This window comes from Fibrobacter sp. UWB15, from assembly GCF_900177705.1.
GTDB lineage: Bacteria > Fibrobacterota > Fibrobacteria > Fibrobacterales > Fibrobacteraceae > Fibrobacter.
This window is the reverse complement of sequence record NZ_FXBA01000010.1, coordinates 1-24,669: the sequence shown is the minus strand read 5'-3', so window position 1 is coordinate 24,669 and position 24,669 is coordinate 1. Positions and strand designations below refer to the sequence as shown.

Genomic DNA, 24,669 nt, shown 5'->3' with positions numbered 1-24,669 from the left:
AAACCTCTTGGGTGCCAAGACTAGTAAGTCTTGGCCTTGTCAGCAGCCAACTGTTCGGGGTCGCAGTATTCGCCCTGAGCATTGGGAGTATTGCTGCAAGCATCCGTCGTGATAAAGTCACCGCCCTTGTATTTGGACCAGTCGGACTGGAACAGAATCTTGGTTTCAATGGAAGTGCTGATGGTCGTAGAGTACTTGTCGATCAAGTACTGCGGGCAATCCACCTCTTCCCACTGGTAAGTCGGATTGTCAGCGGCCATAAACCAATCGGCAAACCAATGGCAACCGCGCAACAGGTTCGGATACTTGGAGTCACCAAAGGCTGCGTCGCACATTTCCTTAACGCAAGTCTGGTAGCAATCCAGCGTTCCATCGTAACCGCACTTGTCGTTGTTCTGGCAGTAAGTCAAGAAGCCACCATAAGTAGCACCCCATTCAATGCCGGGCTTGGTAATCTGAAGTTGCAAGGCATTGAAGATTCCCGGACCACCGCCCGGTACCATGAGATCGAACTGGCCAGGCTTCACATCGTGACCGATATTGGATGCCATGACAATAATATGCTTGCCCTTAAGAGCCTTGTGTGTTGCCTTGGCACCATTGCTTGCGCTGGCATCATGGAAGGAACCATCGTACTGCAAATGGAAGCACTTGCCGCATGAGGTGGTCGCATCGCTACCGGCAACAAAGGCGTAGGCCAAGGTGTCATTTACAGCCACAGGAGCCATGTCGGTACAGGTGAAGCCGCCGCCAGATGCTGGGTCTGCTTCTTGGCATGCATTCGGGGTGTTTTGGATACCTACCCAGTAACGTTCCAGGCCCTTGCTGTAGGTGAAGGTGGGGATTTCAATATCGTTAATATTGCAAACGCGTGCCGTGTAGTGGCTAGCCTCGTAAACTTCCTGAGAAGTAATTTTGGGCTTACCTTCCTCGCCATCGGTACTCGTCTGGGAGCAGTGAGGCTTACAGGCATCCCAGTAGCGGGTGTTCCAGCCGCTAGTGCCGTTACCAAGAATATTCTTGAGCGTCGGTACGGGGTAATTCTTGATGTCTTCTTCGGGGTTACCGGTCGTCTTGACAGGTTCCGCGCTGCTAGAGCTCACTTCTACAGGTTCGGTGCCCGCGCTAGAAGTCGGGTCGGTCGGATCGGTAACGCCTGCGCTAGAGGTCGGGTTTGTAGGATCGGTCGGATCCGTAATGCCCGCACTCGATGTCGGATTCGTCGGGTCAGTAGGATCGAAAATGCCCGCACTCGAAGTCGGATTTGTCGGATCCGTAGGATCTGTCGGATTCGTTGCCACAGAGGAGGAGCTGAACTTTTCAATTGCACCCGTATTCGGGTCGACCGTCGCATTGGCCACACAAGCAGTCAGAGCGGCAACATCCACACCCGTCGCAATCGGTGCACCATTCAAATCCATGACAACACCCGTGGTAGGATCAAAGTAGCCAAACGGTTGTCCCACAGCATTGGTCACATTGCCATCGGCATAAATGACCACGTCGGCAGAACCTGTATTAAAGACCCACGCATTGGCAGTCACGACAACTCTTGCACATGGGCTATCCGAAATCGGATTGACAGGATTGCTAGATGCAGCGTCATCGCCGCAAGCACAAATCATGGCGACCGCACCGGCCGAAAGAACGGACTTGAACAGTTTACGTTTCATAAAACCTCTTTTTATGCGCCAACCCCAATATTGGCTGTTTACTTTCTAAAAATAAATTTTGTAGCCCGATTTTCAAAGCAAAAACAGTTTTTTAAAACAAATATCGTTCCCGAAACGTGCGCAAATTGGGTAAAAAAAACAAATTACGAGAATTACATCACGCATTTTTACCATTAACAAGAACACAATGCGACAGTTAGTTTGTACAAAAAAAAGAAAAACCGCCCTAGTCGTTAACCAGGAACGGTTTCTCTTAGTAATTCTAATGGTTTAAGAAATTACTTGGCCTTCTTGCAGCCGCACTTCTTGCAAGCCTTAGCAGGGGCCTTGCAAGCCTTGCGCGGATCACCGGCGTACACGGCAGCCTTGCCGAGTTCTTCTTCGATGCGGAGCAAGCGGTTGTACTTGCAAACGCGGTCCGTACGAGAGAGGGAACCAGTCTTGATCTGGCCAGCAGCGGTACCGACGGCGAGGTCAGCGATGAAGGTGTCTTCGGTTTCGCCAGAGCGGTGAGAAACGATCGGAGCATAGCCTTCGTTCTGAGCGCGCTTGATAGCAGCGAGAGTTTCGGACACAGAACCCACCTGGTTCACCTTGATGAGGATGGCGTTGGCGATGCCAGCCTTGATGCCTTCGTCGAAGATGGTCGGGTTGGTAACGAACAGGTCGTCACCCACGAGGTTGATCTTGCCGCCGAGCTTGTCGGTCATGACCTTCCAGCCAGCCCAGTCAGCTTCGTCGAGACCGTCTTCAATGGAGAAGATGGAGTACTTGTCGATGAGCTTTTCGTAGAGCTTCACCATGTCGGCAGACTTGACAGTCTTCTTGGTGCTCTTCTTGAAGGTGTAGGTTTCCGGCTTGCCAGCCTTGGTGTTCTTGTCGCAGAATTCAGAAGAAGCAACGTCAAGAGCGATCTTGATGTCAGTGCCGAACTTGTAACCGGCATTGGTGGTTGCAGCCTTCAAAGCGTCGAGAGCCTTTTCGAGGGTCATCACGCCAGTGATTTCGTAACCGAACTTGTTCTTAGCCGGCTTGATAGAAACGCCAGGAGCGAAGCCACCTTCGTCACCAACGGTGGTGTCGAAGCCGGCCTTCTTCAGCACAGCCTTGAGGGCGTGGAAGATTTCGGTGACCATCTGGAGGCCCTTGGAGAAAGTCTTGGCGCCAACCGGAGCGATCATGAATTCCTGGAAGTCAATAGGAGCGGAGGAGTGAGCACCGCCGTTGATCACGTTGCACATCGGGCAGGGGAGCGTGAGCTTCTTGGTGCCATGGAGCTTGGCGATGTACTGGTAAAGCGGAAGGCCAGCGTCCTTAGCGGCAGCAACGCAAACAGCCATGGAAACGCCGAGGATGGCGTTTGCACCGAGCTTGTTCTTGAGCATGCGGTTGCCGTCGAGAGCGATCATGGCGTCGTCAACTTCAGTCTGCTTGGACGGATCCATGCCGATGATCTTCTTAGCAATCTTGGTGTTCACATTCTTCACAGCAGTGAGAGTGCCCTTACCGCAGTAAGTCTTCTTGTCGCCGTCGCGGAGTTCGCAAGCTTCGCGTTCGCCGGTGGAAGCGCCACTCGGAACAGCAGCGTGACCAACGATACCGTTGTCAAGAGTAACATCGACTTCGAGAGACGGATTGCCACGGGAATCCAGGATCTGACGAGCCCAAACTTTAGCGATTTTAGCCATTTTATTAACCTTCTGTTAAAGTGAAAATTTTTGTGCCTTAAATATAAAAAAGTAGGAAGTAGGAAGTAGACAGTCGGAAGAAAAAATGTGAAGATTTAGTGATTAATGGTTGGCAGAAAAAACCGTCATTTTTCCACGACATGCCCCGAAAGTTCACGAAAATCGTCTTTTTTGTACAAAGTAACACCCGGGGAAATCAAGTGGAATACGGACTGTTCCGCAAGGGCGTCAAGGCTGAACTCAAAGGAATCCAGACGGTTGCGGTAACTGTCGTTAGAATTATCAAACGATACCATGTAAGGCGGGCGTTTGAGCTTACCCTGCTCCACGAGCGACAAAAGTTCCACCCCTACCCTGTCGTTAGACACGACCCACGCATCTACAGGCGGAATCTCTTTCACCAGCTTAAGCAAAATACGGTTAAAAAGTTCATGCGCCCCTTTCTCCTGCATAAAATCAAAATGGCTCGCATGGCTCGCATCGGTCGCTTCGATTACCTCGAGCCCCACCTCCTTGAGTCCTTTCAGACGGTCCCTCGACCACATGCTCATGTGGTAAGGCGAAATAAAGGCGACACGCTCCATTCCCTTTTCTTTCAAGAAATGCCCCACCGCGCGCCCCGGGAAATCACCAAAGGCCAAATTGAAGAACGCGTAGCGTTTTTCTTTTTTCAACGCGCGGGGAATGTCGTACAGCGGGTGTTCCCACCACACCGAAATCGGGAACCGCGTGCAAGCAAGCAAGGCAAAGAGTTTGCTTATATTGAACACCAGCATGGTCGAAACGACGGCACCGAAGTATTCGCCGCAGTCCTCCAGCCTGACCCGGTTTCCGGCGGCATCTAGAAAAAGGCCCTCTTTTTCATAATACCCGAGCGCCTTGACTTTAAGTTTGTTGCGGCGCGCCTCGGCATACACCTTCTGCATGAACGTCAGTTCACGTTCGCCAAGCCCGTTAAAATCCCCATTCGGATTGCAACGCATAATCAAGAGGATTTCCTTCAAGTTGGCCGCAGACGACCTTGTATTCTTGAAGTAGTAACGCCCGCGACCCTTGCGGTCAAGCACTCCCCTTTCACGCAGCATTTCAAGGGTACGGCTCATGGAACCCGACGTGGTCCTGTAAACTAAGCACAAGTCCTTGATCGACGGCAGCGTACTGTCTACCGAAATCTTGCCGGATTTCCAGTCTTCTAAAAGCAGGCGTTCCAGGCGTTCCGTCTCGTGCTCGCTTGCGTCTACCACGATTTCGGGCTTTTGGCCCCAAAAGTAACCATTACCGTGCTCTCCGTAAATTTTCCCTTGTTCCACCAAGCGCTTGTACGCCTGGAAAACCGTAAAGGTCGAGGCATGCAATGACGCAGCCACCTTGCGCACAGATGGAAGCCTTGCGCCGTCCTTGAATCCAGACGATTCTATCCACTTGCAAAATTCATCGACAGTCATGGCGCCTCCGTTATAACACTAGATACACTTTAATATAAATATAAACAATTAAATCATCTTTCACAAAATCCCGAACATATCTTTAAAACGTAAAACAACATCAACTGGCATTTTATGCCTATCGGGGTTTATATGAACAAGAAATTATTCCTCTCTATGTGTGTCGCACCTGTCGCGGCCATGGCATTCCAGGTCGGCGCATGGGTCGGTGGCCCGGGTCAGTATCCGCAGCCCACGCAGCAAAATGTGCAGGCATTCCAGGATTTGCAGGGCACGCACCTCGACCTGATCAGCTACTTTGCACTTTTCGACATCAACGACTGGAACGCAACCGAAGAATACGCCAACGTCGCCAAGAACAACGGCTCCACGCTGGTGGTTACCTGGATGGCGAACGGCTACAACGCCCAAGACCTGGTGAACGGCAAGGCAGACACCTATATTCGCGACTACGCGAAAGGCGTAAAAAACTATGGTGAAGAAATCTGGCTCAGGCCTCTCCACGAAGCAAACGGCGACTGGTACGACTGGGGCGTGGGTAAAGAAGGTGCCGGCAACACCGACGCAAACGTGGCCGAAGCATTCCGCCACATCGTAAAAATCTTCCGCGAAGAAAATGTCGAAAACGTCAAGTGGGTCTGGACCACCAACGCCTCGAACGCAGGAAAGGGCTCCACGCTTACCGGCAACTACCCCGGCGACGAATACGTCGACTACATCTCCATCGACGGCTACAACTGGGGCAAATGCCAGAGCTGGTCCAGCTGGCAGACTTTCACGCAGGTATTCAAGAAGGCGTACAACGCGCTCGCGAACATCGACAAGCCACTCTTCATCGCCGAAATCTCCAGTTCCGAACTGGGCGGCAACAAGGCCGAATGGATTACCGACATGTTCGAGCACTTCGCCACCGACTTCTCCCGCGTATTTGCGGTGATGTGGTTCAGCCAGAGCAAGGAAGCCAACGAAGGCGACTGGGCGCTCAACACTTCGCAGGCCGCCGTTGACGCCTGGAAGGCCGGCATCGCCAAGATGAAAGCCGCAGAACCCGACAGCGGCAACACGGCTATCAAGCCTACCGAGAGGGCCGCCGGCAACTCCTTTCGCCTGCAAGACGGCAAACTCTACATGCAAACCGACAAAGCATTAAAGGCAAGCGTCGTGCAATTCGACTACCAGGGCCGCATTTTGTGGCAGAGCGCCGTACAGCACTTTGCCCCGGGAGTACACGCTATCGACGCACCCAACACCCACATGCAAGGCGTATACAGGCTCCACATACAGAAATAACCAATCCGCAAAAGTCCCGGAAGATTTTCCGCCGAGGAATAAAGGTCATCAATCCCTTATGCAGCGGATTGCCGCTCCATAATATCTAGATGTCCGCACACCCAAATTTTGCGTTTCAAAAAGCACTCCGGTCATTGTATCATCTTCGCGAAGTGAACGACCATTAAGGAGTGCTTCGATAAGTGCAACATCAGTCGCCCACAACTGAGTTTCATAGCCATCATACACATTGCTACCGTAGCCTTTACTAGACACAACTACAGTCGGTGTAGGCAACAAAGTAAAGCCACAATCGTCAGTTCCGTTAGAAAGTTGTCCAGGGTTCAAAGGCGTCCATCCGGCAGTTGCCTTAAGGCGAAGCCCGGCGCTGTCCACTCCCCCTACATTATTAAAAAGTTCGAACCATTCGTCATTGCTAGGCAAATGCCATCCTTCCGGACAAACACCAAGCGATTTCGCCAACCCGTAAAAACGTCCCTTTGAAGAACAATCATCTTTTACCGCGCAACTCGAACCACCTGCGCCATCGTCGTAATTCAAGTTCTCCGCCATCCACACCCGATTCCCGATAGTCGTGTACTTGTACACATGTCCATCCCGGGCGTCCGTGAATGTTCCACGATTTGAATCGCCATAAGCATTCGTCCCTTCAGCAGGACAAACAACAGAAGCGTCAAATACATATTCAGCAGAAGATCCATTGTCGGAACAAGCCGAAAGCAACGATGCAAACAACGCTACGCTAGCAGATAAAATGCTTTTGAAATATTTCATAATCGCATTCAAAATAATAATTATTGCGAGAGCAATCCGCTTGTTTTTCTACAATCATTTTATTAAATTAAGCACAATCAGTTTTTGAACCATATGAGTTCTTCAACCTGATATTTTTAGATAGGCCGACGTTTCGGCCCACCCCCAAGAAATAATGGCACAGGGAGCGTGCTGCAACCGGGCTGAGTTTTTTCAAAACTCGGTCTTAAACCGTTTTTCTCCATTGAGAAAGCGAGCCTTAAAAGGCAAAGGACTACATATGACGCTAGAAAATAGTGTACCGGAATTTGCGATTACCACCTCCCGTGAATTTTGGGAACAGAAAACCTACGAAGAAATCAAGAAGCGTACCTATCTCGACCCGCTTTACGATGCCGCATTCAAGGCATTCCTGAACGACGAAAAGGCCTTGGTCAGTTTCTTGAACGGAGTCTTCCGATTCGAAGGCGAAAATCGCATTACTTCTGTTACCATCAAGAATACGGAAATCAACATCATCTTCCCGCAAGTCAAGACGTGCAAACTCGATATCCGTGCAACGACATCAAATGGATTCTGCATAAATGTTGAAATGCAGAAGGCCAAGCACAGTCGCTTCATAGAACGCATTCTCTTGCAGCATAGTGCGTTCATGCTCCAGAGCAAGTACGAATGGGATCAGGAATTCCTCAATCAATCGTCAAAGGATCTCACCGATGAAGAACGCTCACGACGCGAAGCATCCCGTTATGAAATACCGCCTACGTTCGCTATTTGGGTCTGTGATTTTCCGCTAGAAAAACAGGACAAATATCGCGGTACCTGGGCTATCCGCAACGAAAAAGGCTTGACAATCACCGAAAAAGTGAAGTATATTTTATATGATTTAACGCGATTCAACAAGACGCTTGACGACATCAGAACCGATGAAGACCGTTGGCTTTACTTGCTCAAGAACGCAGGTACATCCAACGACCTCCCCGATTTCGATGACGATATCATCGCGCAAGCGATAAAGCGCCTTCTTGTGAAAACCGCCTCGGAAAAACTTCTCAAGGAACAGGCAAAGAACATGGTGATGACGGAAGAAGAACTCGATTATCTGGCCTCGCTGAGGGTCCGCGCCCGTGCTGAAGGTCATGCCGAAGGTCGTGCCGCAGGTCGATCCGAAGGAAAAAACGAAGGACACGCCGATGCAATCAGCGTGTTGCAAGATATGGGGTTTCCGCCGGAAAAGATTGCCGAGGCCAAGGCCAGACTTGACGCGTTGAATTCTTCGAAATAGTCCTCATTCATCCATTAATTCTCTTATGAAAAGGCAAATTAACATCTCGCTCATTTGCGCACTTTTTTCAGTCGCACTGTTTTCTGCCTGTGACGATGGTTCCTCCGCACCCGAGGAGCCCGTTGACACCTTCGATGCAGCAGTGGTTTGCCCGGTAGATGGTATGAACGCCTACGGAGAACCGAACCGTGGTACCTTTACCGATGCCCGCGATGGTCAGGTTTATAAGTACACAACTATCGGAAACCAGGTATGGATGGCGGAAAACCTGAAATTCGATGCGCCTTACAGTTTGTGCTATGGGAAAATTGAAGGATTTTGTGATACATTTGGAAGATTCTATTCGTTGCATGTAAATGGCGAATATTTTGATTTATTCGATCAAGAACTACTAGATACAATCTGCCCTGCAGGTTGGCACGTACCTTCTGTTGAGGAATGGAATAAACTGGCAGACAGTATGGGAGGAGCTGATAACGCTGGACATAGATTAATGAGTTCTCTTGATTTTGGAGAACGTTATAAACCCGGTTCTGACGACTGTGAATTCAACTCGTTACCTGCAGGATATTGGCTTAAGGACGGGAATCTTTATTTTGAATACTCGGGTTCAACTTATTGGTCATCTACAGCTAAAGACTTGGGATCTTCTTATAGCTGCGGGCTTACTAGTAAAGAATTTGGCTGTGACCTAAATCAGCCTAAAATGTCCATTCGTTGCTTAAAAGATTAATGAATTACCAAACGAAATTTTGGAGCGCTCTTTTTTCAGTCGCACTGTTTTCCGCCTGCGACGACAGTTCCTCCGCTCTGAATGAGCCCGTTGACACCTTCGATGCGGCGGTGGTTTGCCCGGCAGATGGTATGAACGCTTACGGAGAACCGAACCGTGGTACCTTTACCGATGCCCGCGATGGCCAGGTTTATAAGTACACGACTATCGGCAACCAAGTATGGATGTCCGAGAACCTGAAGTTTGATGCGCCTTATAGTTTGTGCTATGACAAAATTGAAGGGTTCTGCGACACATTTGGAAGATTTTATTCGTTGCATGTAAATGGTGAACTTTTTGATTTATTTGATCAAGAACTGCTAGATACAATCTGCCCTACAGGTTGGCATGTACCTTCTACAGATGAGTGGACATTATTGTCAATTACTATGGGTGAGGGAGCAGAAGCTATGTCTAGATTAAAAAGTCCCGATGACTTTGGAACATTTTATACGCCGGGTACAGATGATTGTGGATATAATGCTTTGCCCGCCGGGTATTGGCTAATGAATGGAAATGTTTCTGGAGAATACTCCTCATGCGTTTATTGGACTTCTACGGCCGCAAATGTGAATACTTCTTATTTGGTTGCGTTCAATGGGAAAGGAATCTCCTTTGGAGTAAATGAACCTAAAATGTCCATTCGTTGTGTAAGAAATTAATGAAATACCAAACGAATTTTTGGGGCGTTTTTTTTCAGCACCCCTGTAAAGCAAAAGTCCCGGAAGATTTTCCTTCCGGGACTTTTTATATACAAGCCTTAAATAGAAACTTTACTATTTCACAATCTTGTATGCCTTGTTGCCGACAATGACAAGCATCGGGCCCGTTTTGGCGAGGCGGACTTCCTGGGTCGAAGTTGCAATCTTCGATGCCGAGAGCACGCGACCGTTGAGGTCAGTGACCGTATACTTGGTGCCTGCCGGTGCGTTTTCAATAACGATTGCGCTGTTGGTGGACCACACGCGAACATTATTGTTCAAGGCAACGGTTGTACGAATTGCAATCGTAGAATCCGGGTTGGTAACAGTAGAATCATTACCCGGGCCAGTCTGGGCGGGAGCCTTAATAGTCGCCTTGTAGAGCTTGCAACCTTCGAAGTAATCGATCTTGTCGCCGTCATTATAGGTCACGCCGTTGATTTCAGTTTCGTTGATGGTCTTTTCTTCAGATTCGACAGTCGGCTTCGGCTTCCAAATCTTGAAGGTGCCGCTCAAGTGGAGCATGGCAAGGTAATGCACCAGGCCATCGTAGTAGCGGTACTGACCGGTCATGAACTTCGTATCCCATGCCAACTCCAAGTTTTTCTTGACGGCGGCATCGTACTTGGAATCATTAATCAAAGCCATGGCTGCAACTGCATTTGCACCGGCTTCGCCCTGCGTATACTGTTCCTGCGGATTAGAGCCATCCCAGTTGAAGCGGGCGTGCTTGTAGCCATCCTTTTCAAAGAAATCGATAATGCGGCGGGCCATTTCTTCTTGACGAGCAGAATCCACACCGAACAGGTAGTAGTCCATACCGAAGTTCATAGCGCAGCGCATGGCGTCGTACATGTACTTTTCGGCGTTACCATTGTAGCTTACGCCGTGCGGGGTTCCGTCAAAGTTGTTATAGTCGCTGAACAAGCCGGACTTCGTGTTAGAGGACTTGTACAAATGATCACGCGTAGCCTTCGCGGCCTTAGACCACTTGTCCTGATTGGAGGTGGACCAGCGGGCGAAAAGATCGACGTATGCCGGCAAGTCGTAAGACGGGTCAGAGAAGTTGTTTTCGTTGCCCTGCGGCTGGAACGTAATCACATAGTGTTGCGGGTTGAAAAGGCTATGCTGGCCGTTGTCCCACATCTTTTTCAAGATGTACTGGGCGTCTTCCATGTACTTGCTGTCGTTCCAGCGGTTGGCTGCGAAAAGCAAAGACATCATAAAGTACATTTCGCCATCAGGTGCGCAGTTGTCATCGCCACCAGTACCGCTGTCGTTACGCTGCCATGCAAAGTAGCCGTCCCAGCCGCCACTTTTGTGCCACATGTGGTTCTTCGCCCAGTTCCAGAGCTTGTCGAATTCTTCTTTGTGACCCGTCTGCACGGCAATCATCATGCCGTAAGACATGCCTTCGGAGCGGACGTCGTTGTTGTTGATATCCTTGATGTAGGCTTCGCTACCCCTGTCATAATAGACCTTGGAATTATCATCACCCTTAAAGTAGTGATTCCAGAGGGCATCCATCTTTTCCTGAATTTCTGCATCGGTCTTACCCAAGATTGTCTTGAACGGGCTCTCATAATTACCCGTGTAATAAGCACCGGAATAGTTTTTTTCCTTGTCGCAATCCGGACCGTAATAGGCTCCATTTTCGTCAAAGAAGGTTCCCGCGTAGGTTTCTGCAGCCATCGATGTGGTGGTCGCGAATGCGCCAAGGCATGCGGCAGATGCCAAAATGCCGGCAAAGGATTTCAGGTGTTTTTTCATTTTCACTCCCATTAGTGTTTTGTTTTTACCCTTTACCGCAAAGATAAATCCCGCTGTATACAAAAGCAATAAAAGTCCAACTATTTGCGTTGTTCGGTTTTAAACGCCTAATTACGCAAAATTTCGGCATTTTTGTGTTAGAATTTTAGTCTACGTATGTGTTCCGGCAAACCCTAACTGCACAAAACAGAAAAGGCTCGCTGTTTACAGCGAGCCTTCCCTCTAGGATAATTCTCAGCTAATGCAAGAATTAGAAACGGAAGTGGGCGAAAGCCTTGTTGGCTTCGGCCATCTTGTGCGTGTCGTTCTTCTTGCGGACAGCGTTGCCTTCACCGTTCTTGGCGGCAACGAGTTCTGCAGCAAGGCGGTCAGCCATGTTGGCTTCGTTGCGGTTACGGGCAGCGTCGAGCAACCAACGGAGAGCGAGGGCCTTGGCGCGGTCCGGTGCAACTTCCATAGGAACCTGGTAGTTGGCACCACCGATACGGCGGGACTTCACTTCGAGACGCGGCTTGATGTTTTCGAGGCAGAGTTCGAACTTTTCGAGCGGAGATTCCGGACCTTCGAGCTTCTGGCCGAGGTTTTCGAGAGCGGTATAGACGATCTGTTCAGCGATGGTCTTCTTGCCCTGCTTCAGCACGACACCGACGAGTTCGGTAACGAGCGTGGACTTGTAACGCGGATCCGGGAGGATGGAGCGATGGAGAGCCTTTCTTCTTCTAGACATATTCTACCTTCCTTACTTCTTGGCCGGAGCGGCACCTTTCTTCTTAACACCGTACTTGGAGCGGCCGTTCTGACGACCGTTCACAGCCTGGGTATCCAAAGTACCACGGATGATGTGGTAACGAACACCGGGGACGTCCTTCACACGACCACCGCGGATGAGCACGATGGAGTGTTCCTGGAGGTTGTGGCCTTCACCAGGAATGTATGCGGTCACTTCCATCTTGTTGGAAAGACGCACACGGGCGATCTTACGAAGAGCAGAGTTCGGCTTCTTCGGGGTGCTGGTGTACACGCGGGTGCAAACACCGCGCTTCTGGGGGCAGGACTTCAAGGCCACGGAAGCGGTCTTGTTGCTGATCTGTTCACGTCCGTTGCGGACGAGCTGTTGAATAGTTGGCACTGTTAATCTCCTAGATTTTGGAGTGCAAATATAGTTTCTTTTCCAATTTTTTTCAAGTATCTCGGGTTAATTATCCGAATCATCATCGTCATTGATGCCGATTTCGTTATCCAACATCTGGATATCGTTATCGTCAGATCCGGTGTAATCGCCCTGGATACCCATAGGCCGAGCCGCGGCATCCAGTTCGGCATCGGCATCCACCACCTGGACGTTCCTCAGGTGGCGTGCGCCAGTACCGCACGGAATAAGACGACCCATAATCACGTTTTCCTTAAGACCCAGGAGCGGGTCGACGCTACCTTCGATGGAAGCGCGGGTAAGGATCTTGGTGGTCTCCTGGAACGAGCAGGCAGAAATGAAGCTGTCTGTCGCCAAGGATGCCTTCGTGATACCAAGGAGCATCGGCGTGAAGGTCGCCGGAGTCTTGCCGAGTGCGACCAAGCGGTCGTTCTCTGCGCGGAGACGGGCCTTGGAAATTTCTTCGCCCGGAAGCAGTTCGGAGTCTCCGGAATCCTTGACCTTCACCTTACGCATCATCTGGCGGACGATACATTCGATGTGCTTATCTGCGATAGCCACACCCTGCAGGCGGTACACCGCCTGGATTTCGTTCACCAAGTGACGCTGGACCTCTTCAGGACCAAGGACGTCGAGGATATCGTGGGGATCCACGCTGCCTTCACTGATCTTCTGACCAATGTGGACACGGTCACCTTCGTTGACCGCCAGATGGACGCCGCGGGGAACCAGCACTTTCTCTTCCTGGTCATCCATCTTAATATAAACTACCTGGTTGTTGCGGACTTCTTCGATCTTTTCGACCAGACCGTCGATCGGAGCGATGAATGCCTTGTTCTTCGGAACGCGAGCTTCGAAGAGTTCGGCCACGCGCGGAAGACCACCCGTAATATCGCGGGTCTTACCGGCAGCGCGCGGAAGTTTTGCAACAGTCTGACCGACGCTCACCATTTCGCCAGCCTTAACGGTAAGGATTGCGCCGTCCGGAAGCATGTAGTTACCAATCTTCGTGTTAGAAGAATCAACGATGGTAACTGCCGGGTGGAGGTCCTTCTTGCCGTGCTGCTTGTCGCTAATCACGGTCCAGGTTTCCACGCCAGTGACTTCGTCAGTTTCGGAACGGTAGGTGCGGTTTTCAACCATGTCCGTAAGAACAACCTTACCAGAAACGTTACTGATAATCGGGCTGTTATACGGATCCCATTCGAACATTACCTGGCCTGCAGTAACTGCGGCGCCGTTTTCGACATGGAGGATAGAGCCGTACGGAATCTGGTAACGACCCTTGTTGATGCCGGTCTTGTCAAAGATAACGAGTTCAGCCATGCGGCTGGTAACGACCTTCTGGCCTTCGTGTTCGACAGTTTCGACCTGTTCGAGTTCGATGTGGCCATCGACGGTTGCCTTCTTGTCGCTTTCGACAGTAAGACGAGAAGAAGCACCACCGATGTGGAAGGTACGGAGGGTAAGCTGCGTACCCGGTTCACCGATGGACTGTGCAGCGAGCACACCCACGGCTTCGCCCAGGTCAACCGGACGACCGGAAGCAAGCATACGGCCATAGCACTTGGAGCAGACACCATTGCGGGAATCGCAGGTGAGCACGGAACGCATCTTGATGTGTTCAAGACCCGTAGCGGAGATCTTCGGAAGATCGCGTTCGGTCACGAGTTCGCCGGCCTTGACGATCACTTCGCCAGTCACCGGGTGCTTGATGTCGTCCACCGGAGCACGACCGAGGAGACGTTCTTCAAGAGCGATCACGGTATCGTCGCCGTCCTTGAATGCGGACACTTCAATACCATTCGTGGTACCGCAGTCTTCTTCGGTAATCACGAGGTCCTGGCCCACGTCCACGAGACGACGAGTCAAGTAACCAGCGTCAGCCGTCTTAAGAGCGGTATCTGCCAAACCCTTACGAGCACCGTGAGACGAGATGAAGTATTCCATCACGTTAAGGCCTTCACGGAAGCAGGACTTAATCGGGTTTTCAATAACTTCCTGACCACCGAGCTGCTTGATCGGCTTCTGCATCAAACCACGCATACCGGACAGCTGCTTAATCTGTTCGCGGCTACCACGAGCACCGGAGTCGGCCATCATGTAAACCGGGTTGAAGCCGTCACGGTCGCTGGAGAGCAAGTCCCACTGCTTGGCAGCAACTTCGGAGGTCGTCTTGGACCACACGTCAATGGTCTGGTTATAACGTTCACCGTCGGTAATCACACCGTCTTCATAGAGGCTACGGATGCGGGAAACCTGTTCGGCAGCCTTGTCGAGCATTTCCTGCTTTTCCTTCGGAATCACCATTTCGGCGATAGCCACAGAAGAACCAGCGCGGGTAGCCCACTTGTAACCGTTGGCCTTCAGGTCATCCAGGTAATCCACGGTCACGCGGTTACCGGTGCGGCGGTACAGGTCGTCAATGGACTTCGCAATCACCTTCTTGCCGAAGGTTTCGTTGGCGTAGCCAAGTTCCTTCGGAACGAATTCGTTGAAGATGATACGACCGACGGTCGTCTTGATAACATTGTCTTCCTTAAGGGTAAGGAACTTGATCTTTTCGCCAGCCTTGACAGCCTGTTCGATATTGCCGTTATCGTCGGCAGATTCGCGGAGGCACACGGCATCCTTTTCGAGGGCGCCCATGTAAATCTTCTGACCAGCCTTAAGCTTCAAGTAAACGATTGCGTTCAGATCGACAACACCGTTTTCGTAAGCGCGCACGGCTTCGGCAGAGTCGAAGAAGTGCATGCCTTCACCCTTACGAGCCGGACGCGGCTTGGTCAGGTAGTACAGACCGAGCACGATATCCTGGCCGGGCACAGCAATCGGCTGACCGGAAGCCGGGTGAAGAATGTTGTTCGAAGAGAGCATGAGAACGCGGCATTCAAGCTGCGTTTCGAAAGACAGCGGAAGGTGGCATGCCATCTGGTCACCGTCGAAGTCTGCGTTAAATGCAGTACAGACCAACGGGTGGAGGCGGATTGCGTTACCTTCGATCAGGCGCGGGTAGAACGCCTGGATACCCAGACGGTGAAGCGTCGGGGCACGGTTCAACATCACCGGGTGGTCTTCGATAATTTCTTCGAGGATATCCCACACTTCCGGACGTTCGGCGTCCACGTACTTCTTAGCGGACTTGAGGGTATAAACGATACCTTCTTCTTCCAAACGGTGGATGATGAACGGCTTATAAAGTTCGAGAGCCATGCGCTTCGGGAGACCGCACTGATGCATGCGGAGTTCCGGGCCCACCACGATCACGGAACGACCGGAGTAGTCCACGCGCTTACCGAGCAAGTTCATACGGAAGCGGCCCTGCTTACCCTTCAGGAGTTCGGCGAGGCTCTTCATCGGACGTGCAGAACCCGTACGGGCAGTGCGACGGCCGCTGTCGAACAGCTGGTCAACGGCTTCCTGCAACATACGCTTTTCGTTGCAGAGAATCACGTTCGGCGCACGGAGGTCAATCAACTTCTTCAAACGGTTGTTGCGGTTGATGACGCGGCGATAAAGTTCGTTCAAATCGGACGTTGCGAAACGGCCGCCTTCGAGCGGTACGAGCGGACGAAGATCAGGCGGAATCACCGGAAGCACGTCGAGAATCATCCAGGACGGCTGGTTAGCGAGAAGGCGTGCTTCGCTCGGGTACATCTTGCGGAATTCTTCGTAAGCGTCGGCAACCACAAAGTTGTCGTGCTTGGCTTCGTAGTTAGCCTTGAATTCAGCAACGGCTTCGGCGAGGCCACGGAGCCAGGGCTGCTGGCTGTCGGCCTTCTGGGCCTTTTCAGGATCTTCGTAGTAGCTACGGAAGCTGTCGCGCTGAGACTTGAGGAAGGAATCCACGACCTTGAGGCGCTTCAAAGCGTCTTCCTGCTTGGTCTTGGACTTGGACATAGCCTGAGTGCGGAGTTCTGCAGAAAGGGCAGTGAGGTCCACGCGGTCAAGCAGCTGCTTGATAGCGGAGGCACCCATCTTGGCGTCGAACGTACGGCCTTCGTTGGTGAGGTCCTGATACTGGGCTTCATCAATCAAGGCATTCGGTTCAAGGTCAGCGTCACCCGGATCGATCACAACATACTTTTCGTAGTAGATGATGTTGTCGAGATCCTTGGTGGAAAGGTTCAACAGAGCACCAATGACGCACGGCTGGTTACGGACGAACCAGGTGTGAGTCAGAGGAATAGCAAGTTCAATGTGGCCCATGTACTTACGGCGCACGTTGGAGTGAGTCACTTCCACGCCGCAACGGTCGCAAACGACACCCTTGTAACGGATACGCTTGAACTTACCGCAGTTACATTCCCAGTTCTTCACCGGTCCAAAGATCTTTTCGCAGAAAAGACCATCCTTTTCAGGCTTGAAGGAACGGTAGTTGATGGTTTCGGGCTTGGTCACTTCACCGTGGGACCAGCTGCGGATCATTTCCGGAGCGGCGAGGTGAATCGAAATATCGCCAGAATTGTCGCGTTCAATTTCTTCGACCATATTACTTATCTCCATTGGTCTGAATATTGAGACCCAAAGAACGAACTTCGCGGATCATAACGTTGAAGGATTCAGGAACACCCGGCTTCGGAGTGTTCTGGCCGTGCACGATAGCGTCGTACACCTTGGAACGGCCCTGCACGTCGTCAGACTTGACGGTGAGGAGTTCCTGCAGCGTGTAAGCGGCACCGTAAGCTTCCATAGCCCACACTTCCATTTCACCGAAGCGCTGGCCACCGAACTGGCTCTTACCGCCGAGAGGCTGCTGCGTCACGAGCGCGTAGCTACCGATAGAACGGGCGTGGATCTTGTCGTCCACCAAGTGACCGAGCTTCAGGTAGTACATGTAACCGATAGTAACCGGGTTCAAGAATGCTTCACCGGTACGGCCGTCATAGAGCTTTGCCTTACCGATAATCTTGTTGTTGTCCGGATCCATTTCGTAGTTCACGATCGGGTTCTTCTGGTAAGCCTTTTCGAGTTCCTTGCAGATGTCTTCGAACTTGGCACCGTCGAACACCGGAGTGGAAACCTTGAAACCGAGGGTCTTGGCAGCCCAGCCCAAGTGGACTTCGAGCACCTGACCGATGTTCATACGGGAAGGCACGCCCAGCGGGTTCAGAAGAATCTGGAGCGGACGACCGTCTTCGGTGAACGGCATGTCTTCGACAGGCACGATCTTCGAGACCACACCCTTGTTACCGTGACGACCTGCCATCTTGTCACCGATAGAGAGGCAACGCTTCTTGGCGATGTAGACCTTCACGCTCTTGAGCACGCCCGGCTTGAGTTCGTCACCCTTAGTGACCTTGTCGATTTCCTTTTCCATGGTACGGGTAAGCGTATCCAGGTTGTCGCGTGCAACGAGCACGAGCGAAAGAACCTTTTCCTGGAGTTCGTCGTCGCCCACCACGAAAGTGGAAGCCGGAGAAACCTTCGTCACGTCGATGACGGAGAGGTTCTGTTCAGTATAAGTCTGGCCTTCGCGGATCAGGAGTTCATGGGTTTCGTTGTCCATGACCTTACCGGCAGCCTTGCCGCCCAAGAGTTCGAACAAGTGTTCGGAGCAAGAAGCCTTGATCTTGTCGATCTGAGCCTGGAAGTTGGAACGGATTTCGTTGATCGTTTCCTGATCCTTTTCCTTGCTGTTCTTGTCGGCCTTGTCCTTCTTGCTGAAGATACGGGTTTCGAGCACGACGCCCTTCATTCCCGGAGGAGCCTTCAGAGAAGAATCGCGCACGTCGCCGGCCTTTTCGCCGAAGATAGCGCGGAGCAAACGTTCTTCCGGAGAGAGTTCGGTTTCGCCCTTCGGAGTCACCTTACCGACGAGGATATCGTCAGCGGAAACTTCGGCACCCACGCGGATCACGCCGTTTTCGTCGAGGTTACGCAGAGCGTCTTCGCCGACGTTCGGGATTTCGCGGGTGAGTTCTTCCGGACCGCGCTTGGTGTCGCGGACTTCCAATTCGTATTCTTCGATATGGATAGAAGTAAAGGTGTCCTTGATGGCGAGTTCTTCCGAAATGATAACGGCGTCTTCGTAGTTGTAACCGTTCCAGGGGAGGAAGCCGATCAAGATGTTCTTACCGAGAGCCAGTTCGCCGTGGTCGGTAGACACACCGTCAGCGAGCACATCGCCAGCCTTGACGAAGTCGCCCACATCCACGATAGGCTTCTGGTTGATGCAGGAATCCTGGTTGGAACGTTCGAACTTGCGCAGAACGTAGTTGTCAATCGGATCCTTGCCGAGGAATTCGTAGTCTTCGCCGAGACCGGTGAGCGGCACGAAGTTGCCGTCGACCATGTTGCCACGCTGCACGGTGATGTTGCGAGCGTCAACGAAGGTCACCTTACCGTCGTGCTTGGCGCGTACAACCGTACCCGAGTCGAGAGCGGCGCGGCGTTCGAGACCCGTACCCACGATCGGAGCTTCGGCGCGGAGCAGAGGTACCGCCTGGCGCTGCATGTTGGAACCCATCAATGCACGGTTAGCGTCATCGTGTTCGAGGAACGGGATAAGACCGGCAGCCACAGACACGATCTGCATCGGGGCCACGTCCATGAGGTCAATGCGTTCGGTTTCGGTATCGTCGAGAGCGAAGCTGTCCTGGCGCATGAGGTGCGGGTATTCGCTCTTGTCGCGGACGATCACGTAGCCGTCCATGTCGCCCTTGAAGCGGTTGTCATCGGTGAGTTCGGTAGAAGCCGGAGCCACCTTGAAAGCGTCTTCTTCGTCGGCGGTGAGGAAGGTGATGTAGTCAGACACGATCTGTTCGACCACAGTGCCCACCTGTTCGTAATCGGCCTTGCCGTTGAAATCATCGACGGTGAAACCGTTACGGTAGTAAGTCACGTTGCCTTCGGCATCCTTGAACGCAAACACCTTGTTCACGAAACCTTCGAAGAGGTCGCGCTGCTTGATGTCGAGGTTCATGCGCACGGAATCGATCTGCTTCTTGGAAAGTTCAAGTTCCAAGAAGAGGTGCGGGTCATGCACGAAAGCCTTGAAGATACCGAAGTGCCACTTGGCTTCCGGAATCTTCACGATGTTGCCCTTGGCATCCTTGAAGTCAATGAGACCCACAATACGGTACGGGGTTTCGATAAAGCCGAAGTGGTTCACCACGGCGAAAGATGCGAGAGAGTTGATAAGACCGATGTTCGGGCCTTCCGGTGTTTCGATCGGGCAGAGACGGCCGTAGTGCGTGTAGTGCACGTCACGGACTTCGAAGCCTGCGCGTTCGCGGGAAAGACCACCAGGACCGAGAGCGGAAAGACGACGCTTGTGAGTCAATTCAGAAAGCGGGTTCATCTGGTCCATGAACTGGGAAAGCTGAGAAGAACCGAAGAAGGACTGCACCGTGGAGCTGACCATGCGGGTATTCACGAGGTCGCGCGGAGTGGTCTGTTCGTCTTCGCCGTGGAGGTTCAGGTTCTCGCGGATGACGCGAGACATACGGGAGAGGCCCACGGAAATCTGGTTAGCAAGGAGTTCGCCCACAGAACGGGTACGACGGTTGCCCAAGTGGTCGATATCGTCGAGGGTGTAACCTTCGGTATCGCTGTAGAGGCCAACCATGTATTCGATGATGGCAAGGAAGTCTGCCTTGCTCATGGTCATCGTGGTGAGGGACGGAATCTTGAATTCGTCGCCCTGTTCTTCGAGGACCTTCAAGATTTCGGGCTTGCTGTAAATCTTAGCGTTCAAGCGATAACGGCCAACTTCGCCGAGATCGTACTTGTGCGGGTCGGAAATGAACTGGCTGTCGAAGTAAAGTTCGGCAGTGCGCATATCCGGAGCTTCGTCCTGCTGCTGGTGGGTCACGGAGTAGATCGCCTTGAGGGCGTCTTCGCGGGACTTGGACTTGTCGGCAGCGAGGGTGTAGTGGATGAGGAGATTGTCTTCGTCCTTGGAGAGGAGCACAACCGTTTCCACCTTGTTTTCGATGAGGCATTCGAGCTTCTTTTCGTCGATCACGTCGTTGGCGTGAACGATAACTTCGCCGGAATCCTTGTCGATAACGTCTTCGAAAATGATGCGGTCGATGAGGACGCAAGTACCATTTTCGTCAAATTCCTTGGAGAGGTCGCTAACGGAAACTTCTTCGCTCTTCTTGTAGAACAGCTTCAGGATTTCCTGAGTCGTTTCGAAACCGATGCAGCGGAGCATGGTCGTTGCGGCGAGCTTCTTCTTGCGGTCGATGATGAGGTAAAGGGTGTCGCCTTCGGTATTGAATTCCACCCAGGCACCACGGTGCGGAATAATACGGCTCTTGTAATCGGAGCGGCCGCTGGGCTGGAGTTCTTCGTCAAAGCTAATACCGTAGGAACGGTGCAACTGGGAAACGACAACGCGTTCAGCGCCATTGACGATGAACGTTCCGTTTTCAGTCATGATCGGGAGTTCGCAAATAAGGACGTCGTTCTTGACTTCTTCCTTGAGCTTGCGGTCTTCGCCATCTTCTTCGAAAATCTGAAGAGAAAGAGTGGCGTAAAGCTCCATGGAATACGTGAGGCCACGCTCACGGCATTCGGGGATGCTGTACTTCGGGATACCGAAATAATAACCTTCATAATTAAGGGAATAAAGACCCTTGACGTCAGTGATCGGGAAAATATCCTGGAACACGCGTTCCAGCCCTACCTTGAGACGTTTTTCTGGCGAGATTTCCTTCTGGAGGAATTGCTCGTACGAAGCCTTCTGGACTTCGATCAGGTACGGGAGTTCCAGCTGGAACTTATTGGAGGAATAGCTTTTTCGCTCCGTGGTCATTTGAAATACCTCATCCGGTGAAGAGCTTTTTTATCTAAAAATAGCAAAAAATAGTGACAAACATTATACACCAAAAGCCCGCACATACAGTGCAGGCAGTTGGCATATAATAAGTCAATGAAGTGAAAGCATTACTTCAGAGCGACCTTTGCTCCGAGATCTTCCAGGTCCTTCTTGAGCTTTTCAGCGTCGGCCTTCGGCATTGCTTCCTTAACCACGCTGTTGGCCTTTTCGACCAGGTCCTTAGCTTCCTTGAGGCCCAGACCGGTGATAGCGCGAACGGCCTTGAGGACGTCCATCTTCTTAGCGCCGCATTCGACGAGGATCACGTCGAATTCAGTCTTTTCTTCAGCAGGAGCGGCAGCAGCGGCGGCCATTACGACGGCGCCACCGGCAGCAGCTTCGATGCCGTGGGTTTCTTTAAGGTAGTCAGCCAAAGCCTTGGCTTCGAGAAGGGTAAGACCAACGATTTGATCGCCCAGTGCCTTGATATCAGTTGCCATGATGTGTTTCTCCGATTATTCCGTTTAAATTTTTTGGTTTGTGGTTTGTTGTTAAGCTTCCGCAGCGGCTTCGGGAGCAGCTTCGGAGCCCGATTCTTTTTCCAGCTTTTCCTGGAGTGTCTTGATTTGACCGGCGATCGTGGAGCCAGGTCCGAGAGCGATGGAGACGATCTGAGCGATCATACCCTTACGATCCGGGATCTTGGAGAGGTTCACGACTTCGGAGCCAGGCATCGCCTTGCCATCAAGGTACACGCTCTTGGCAACCAAGAAATCGGGGTTTGCTTTGTGGAATGCTTCAATTTCGCGAGCAGGCAGAAGCGGATCTTCTTCGAAGCCGACCATCACAGAAGTTGCGCCGGTCAGCAAATCGTCGAGACCTTCGACCTTAAGAGCAGCGAGCACGCGCTTGAGAAGAGTATTCTTCACAGCGTGGTACTTCACACCCTTAGATGCGAGTGCCTTGCGAAGGGCATTGTCCTTTTCTACGGTCATGCCTTGATAATTGAGCAGATAAACGGCGGTAGCGCCATTGAAGGACTCGACGAGCGCGTCCACAGTCTGTTGTTTTTTAACTACAGCTTTCATGGTGTCTCCTATCGCGTCAGTGCCATATCAAGTTTGATGCCCGGAGCCATCGTTGCAGACAACGTAAGGCTCTTAATGTAGGTGCCCTTAGAAGATTGAGGCTTGTTCTTGACAACGGAATCGATCACAGCCTTGGTGTTTTCAACCAGCTGATCGACGCCGAAGGAGAGTTTGCCTACGGGGGCATGGACGTTGGCGCCCTTGTCAACGCGGTACTGAATCTTACCAGCCTTGAGTTCCTTAACCGTCTGGGCCACGTTAACCGTAACCGTGCCGGCCTTCGGAGAAGGCATCAAACCGCGAGGACCGAGGACCTTAGCGACCTTACTAATCACCGGCATCATGTCGGGAGTAGCAACGACGGAATCAAAGTCCAGCCAGCCTTCCTGAATCTTCTGAACCAAGTCAGCACCACCAGCGTAGTCTGCGCCTGCGTTCTTTGCAACTTCAAGGTTATTGTCCTTGCAGAAAACCAAGACGCGGACCTGACGACCGGTACCATGCGGCAGCACGACAGTGCCACGAACCACTTGGTCGGAATGTTTTGGGTCCACACCGAGATTGAAGTGGATTTCGACCGTCTGGTCGAACTTCAATTCGGACTTTTTAAGGATTTGGACTGCTTCGGCAAGATCGTAAGCCTTGTTACGGTCGATGCTTTCAGCAATCTTCTTGTATTTTTTTCCTCTGAACATGGTGTTTCCTGTCAGATACGTAACGGTGAATTACCTGCCTCAGTCAACCACTTCAACGCCCATGGAGCGAGCAGTACCCGCGACCATGCGCATAGCGGCTTCGAGGTCGATTGTGTTTAGATCCGGCATCTTCTTTTGGGCGATATCCTGGACCTGGGCCTTGGTGAGCTTACCAACTTTCTTACGGTTGGGTTCGCCAGAGCCGCTTTCAATGCCGGCAGCCTTCTTGATGAGGGCCGGAACCGGCGATACCTTCGTGATGAAGGTAAAGCTCTTATCGGCATAGACCGTGATAACGACCGGGATAATCATACCCTTGTCGTTCTGGGTCTTAGCGTTGAACTGCTTGCAGAATTCCATGATGTTCACACCCTTCTGACCAAGGGCGGGACCCACCGGAGGAGCCGGGTTTGCGGCGCCTGCAGGAATCTGGAGCTTAATATAACCTGTGATTTTCTTTGCCACTGTGTTATCTCCGTTTCAAAACCGTAGTCTTAAGCGATGTCTGATTCTACCTGGTTGTAGGAGAGTTCGACAGGCGTAGAACGACCGAAGACCGTGACCATGACCTTGATCTTGGTCTTGTCTTCCATGATTTCGTCTACGACGCCCACAAAGTCCTTGAAAGGACCTTCCTTGATGCGGACATTTTCGCCAATTGTGTACGGATTTTGGATCTCGCCTTCCGCGGAGCCACTAGGATCAACTCCAAGAAGACGATCGACCTCGCTCTGTTGTAAAGGAATAGCCACCCTCTTGGTGGGTGTCATTCCTAAGAAATGGGTGACGCCATTGATGTTCATCACCAAATGCTGGGTGAGCTCGTCCAGCACCATTTCGATGAAAACGTAAGTGGGCATTGCGTTCTGCACCGATACATGACGACGACCGCGAACGGTGGAAACCACTTCGCGGGTCGGAACAATGATACGGCCGAACTTTTCCTGAACGCCTTCGCGTTCAATCATCTGCTCGATACGTTTCTTAATGTTGTTTTCTTGACCGGAAAAGGTGTGAATGGCATACCAAAGCATACTAATTAACCTCTTCCCATAATTTTGTCAATAATCCAAGAGAAACCAACGTCGAGTCCGGCAATGTACAGACCCATAATGACGCTAAAGAGCATCACTACCAAAGTCGAACCCTTAAGTTCTTCCCAAGTAGGCCAAGTAACTTTCTTCAGTTCCTCGATGGATTCCTTGACATATTGCTGGATCTTGCGCATAATGACTCCAGGAAGTGAGCAGGTCGGGAGGGACTCGAACCCCCAACCAACGGTTTTGGAGACCGTGACTCTACCAATTGAGCTACCGACCTATTCGGACTTCCTTACTTGGTTTCCTTGTGAACAGTATGCTTGCGGCAGAACGGGCAGTACTTCTTGTACTCCACGCGGGAGGGATGAAGACGCTTGTTCTTGTCGCAGTCATAGTTGCGCTGATTGCATTCGGTGCATTCGAGCGTGATGAGTTCTCTGGGCATTTTATTATCCGATTACTTGATGATTTCGGTTACGGAGCCAGCGCCAACGGTACGGCCACCTTCGCGGATTGCGAAGCGGAGCTGCTTTTCCATTGCCACCGGGGCGA

At 51.7% G+C, this 24,669-nt stretch carries 21 protein-coding genes and 1 tRNA gene; 4 read left to right on the top strand and 18 right to left on the bottom strand.

Features of this window, described 5'->3' with window-relative positions; translation table 11 throughout:
- Positions 1–20: 20 nt before the first annotated feature.
- From B9Y58_RS12310 to B9Y58_RS12300, 3 genes are all read right to left on the bottom strand, one after another.
- Entirely contained in the window at positions 21–1,673 is a 1,653-nt protein-coding gene (locus B9Y58_RS12310; protein ID WP_233247960.1) for a glycosyl hydrolase family 5, read from the bottom strand.
- A 278-nt stretch (positions 1,674–1,951) separates the two neighbouring features.
- Positions 1,952–3,361: a phosphopyruvate hydratase gene (gene eno / locus B9Y58_RS12305; protein ID WP_073057359.1), complete on the bottom strand. Its 1,410-nt coding sequence runs from the start codon at positions 3,359–3,361 to the stop codon at positions 1,952–1,954.
- A 125-nt stretch (positions 3,362–3,486) separates the two neighbouring features.
- Positions 3,487–4,806 (bottom strand): GntR family transcriptional regulator, encoded by a 1,320-nt coding sequence (locus tag B9Y58_RS12300; RefSeq protein WP_073057356.1) that lies wholly within the window; start codon positions 4,804–4,806, stop codon positions 3,487–3,489.
- Between the two features lie 132 nt (positions 4,807–4,938).
- Between B9Y58_RS12300 and B9Y58_RS12295 the strand changes: the two genes are divergently transcribed.
- Positions 4,939–6,096: a glycoside hydrolase family 26 protein gene (locus B9Y58_RS12295; RefSeq protein ID WP_073057350.1), complete on the top strand. Its 1,158-nt coding sequence runs from the start codon at positions 4,939–4,941 to the stop codon at positions 6,094–6,096.
- 48 nt (positions 6,097–6,144) lie between these two features.
- Here B9Y58_RS12295 and B9Y58_RS12290 read toward each other — a convergent pair whose 3' ends face one another.
- Positions 6,145–6,870, bottom strand: coding sequence for an FISUMP domain-containing protein (locus B9Y58_RS12290; RefSeq protein WP_073057347.1), 726 nt, complete (start codon positions 6,868–6,870; stop codon positions 6,145–6,147).
- A gap of 259 nt (positions 6,871–7,129) precedes the next feature.
- Here B9Y58_RS12290 and B9Y58_RS12285 point away from each other — a divergent pair, with 259 nt between their 5' ends.
- The 3 genes from B9Y58_RS12285 to B9Y58_RS12275 are packed head-to-tail and all read left to right on the top strand — an operon-like array spanning position 7,130 to position 9,568.
- Entirely contained in the window at positions 7,130–8,134 is a 1,005-nt protein-coding gene (locus B9Y58_RS12285; protein WP_073057344.1) for an Rpn family recombination-promoting nuclease/putative transposase, read from the top strand.
- Positions 8,135–8,159: 25 nt separating this feature from the next.
- Positions 8,160–8,867: an FISUMP domain-containing protein gene (locus tag B9Y58_RS12280; protein WP_073057340.1), complete on the top strand. Its 708-nt coding sequence runs from the start codon at positions 8,160–8,162 to the stop codon at positions 8,865–8,867.
- Positions 8,867–9,568: an FISUMP domain-containing protein gene (locus tag B9Y58_RS12275; protein ID WP_073057337.1), complete on the top strand. Its 702-nt coding sequence runs from the start codon at positions 8,867–8,869 to the stop codon at positions 9,566–9,568. Before B9Y58_RS12280 ends, B9Y58_RS12275 begins: the two co-directional genes overlap by 1 nt.
- 114 nt (positions 9,569–9,682) lie before the next feature.
- Here the strand turns inward: B9Y58_RS12275 and B9Y58_RS12270 are convergent, their stop codons facing one another.
- From B9Y58_RS12270 to B9Y58_RS12205, 14 genes are all read right to left on the bottom strand, one after another.
- Entirely contained in the window at positions 9,683–11,377 is a 1,695-nt protein-coding gene (locus B9Y58_RS12270) for a glycosyl hydrolase family 8 (protein ID WP_233247959.1), read from the bottom strand.
- Positions 11,378–11,627: 250 nt separating this feature from the next.
- Complete coding sequence (gene rpsG / locus B9Y58_RS12265) at positions 11,628–12,104, bottom strand: 30S ribosomal protein S7 (protein WP_073057334.1); 477 nt, start codon at positions 12,102–12,104, stop codon at positions 11,628–11,630.
- Between the two features lie 12 nt (positions 12,105–12,116).
- Positions 12,117–12,506: a 30S ribosomal protein S12 gene (rpsL, locus tag B9Y58_RS12260; protein WP_072980597.1), complete on the bottom strand. Its 390-nt coding sequence runs from the start codon at positions 12,504–12,506 to the stop codon at positions 12,117–12,119.
- A 66-nt stretch (positions 12,507–12,572) separates the two neighbouring features.
- Positions 12,573–17,018, bottom strand: a complete 4,446-nt coding sequence (gene rpoC, locus B9Y58_RS12255; RefSeq protein WP_073057331.1) for a DNA-directed RNA polymerase subunit beta' — start codon at positions 17,016–17,018, stop codon at positions 12,573–12,575.
- Position 17,019: 1 nt separating this feature from the next.
- Complete coding sequence (gene rpoB, locus B9Y58_RS12250; RefSeq protein WP_073057328.1) at positions 17,020–21,291, bottom strand: DNA-directed RNA polymerase subunit beta; 4,272 nt, start codon at positions 21,289–21,291, stop codon at positions 17,020–17,022.
- A 131-nt stretch (positions 21,292–21,422) separates the two neighbouring features.
- Complete coding sequence (rplL, locus tag B9Y58_RS12245; RefSeq protein WP_072980602.1) at positions 21,423–21,794, bottom strand: 50S ribosomal protein L7/L12; 372 nt, start codon at positions 21,792–21,794, stop codon at positions 21,423–21,425.
- A gap of 51 nt (positions 21,795–21,845) precedes the next feature.
- Positions 21,846–22,382, bottom strand: coding sequence for a 50S ribosomal protein L10 (rplJ, locus tag B9Y58_RS12240; protein ID WP_072980604.1), 537 nt, complete (start codon positions 22,380–22,382; stop codon positions 21,846–21,848).
- Positions 22,383–22,390: 8 nt separating this feature from the next.
- Positions 22,391–23,077 (bottom strand): 50S ribosomal protein L1, encoded by a 687-nt coding sequence (rplA, locus tag B9Y58_RS12235; RefSeq protein ID WP_072980606.1) that lies wholly within the window; start codon positions 23,075–23,077, stop codon positions 22,391–22,393.
- Positions 23,078–23,116: 39 nt separating this feature from the next.
- Positions 23,117–23,542 (bottom strand): 50S ribosomal protein L11, encoded by a 426-nt coding sequence (rplK, locus tag B9Y58_RS12230; protein ID WP_072801175.1) that lies wholly within the window; start codon positions 23,540–23,542, stop codon positions 23,117–23,119.
- 29 nt (positions 23,543–23,571) lie between these two features.
- A complete protein-coding gene (nusG, locus tag B9Y58_RS12225) occupies positions 23,572–24,111 on the bottom strand; it encodes a transcription termination/antitermination protein NusG (protein ID WP_073322889.1) in 540 nt (179 codons plus the stop codon).
- 5 nt (positions 24,112–24,116) lie between these two features.
- Positions 24,117–24,305 (bottom strand): preprotein translocase subunit SecE, encoded by a 189-nt coding sequence (gene secE / locus B9Y58_RS12220; RefSeq protein WP_072980610.1) that lies wholly within the window; start codon positions 24,303–24,305, stop codon positions 24,117–24,119.
- A 19-nt stretch (positions 24,306–24,324) separates the two neighbouring features.
- Positions 24,325–24,397, bottom strand: a tRNA-Trp gene (locus B9Y58_RS12215).
- Between the two features lie 12 nt (positions 24,398–24,409).
- Positions 24,410–24,562, bottom strand: a complete 153-nt coding sequence (gene rpmG / locus B9Y58_RS12210; RefSeq protein WP_072801172.1) for a 50S ribosomal protein L33 — start codon at positions 24,560–24,562, stop codon at positions 24,410–24,412.
- A gap of 12 nt (positions 24,563–24,574) precedes the next feature.
- Positions 24,575–24,669 (bottom strand): EF-Tu C-terminal domain-related protein (locus B9Y58_RS12205; protein ID WP_139258114.1); only part of this gene is annotated, 95 nt, incomplete at its 5' end.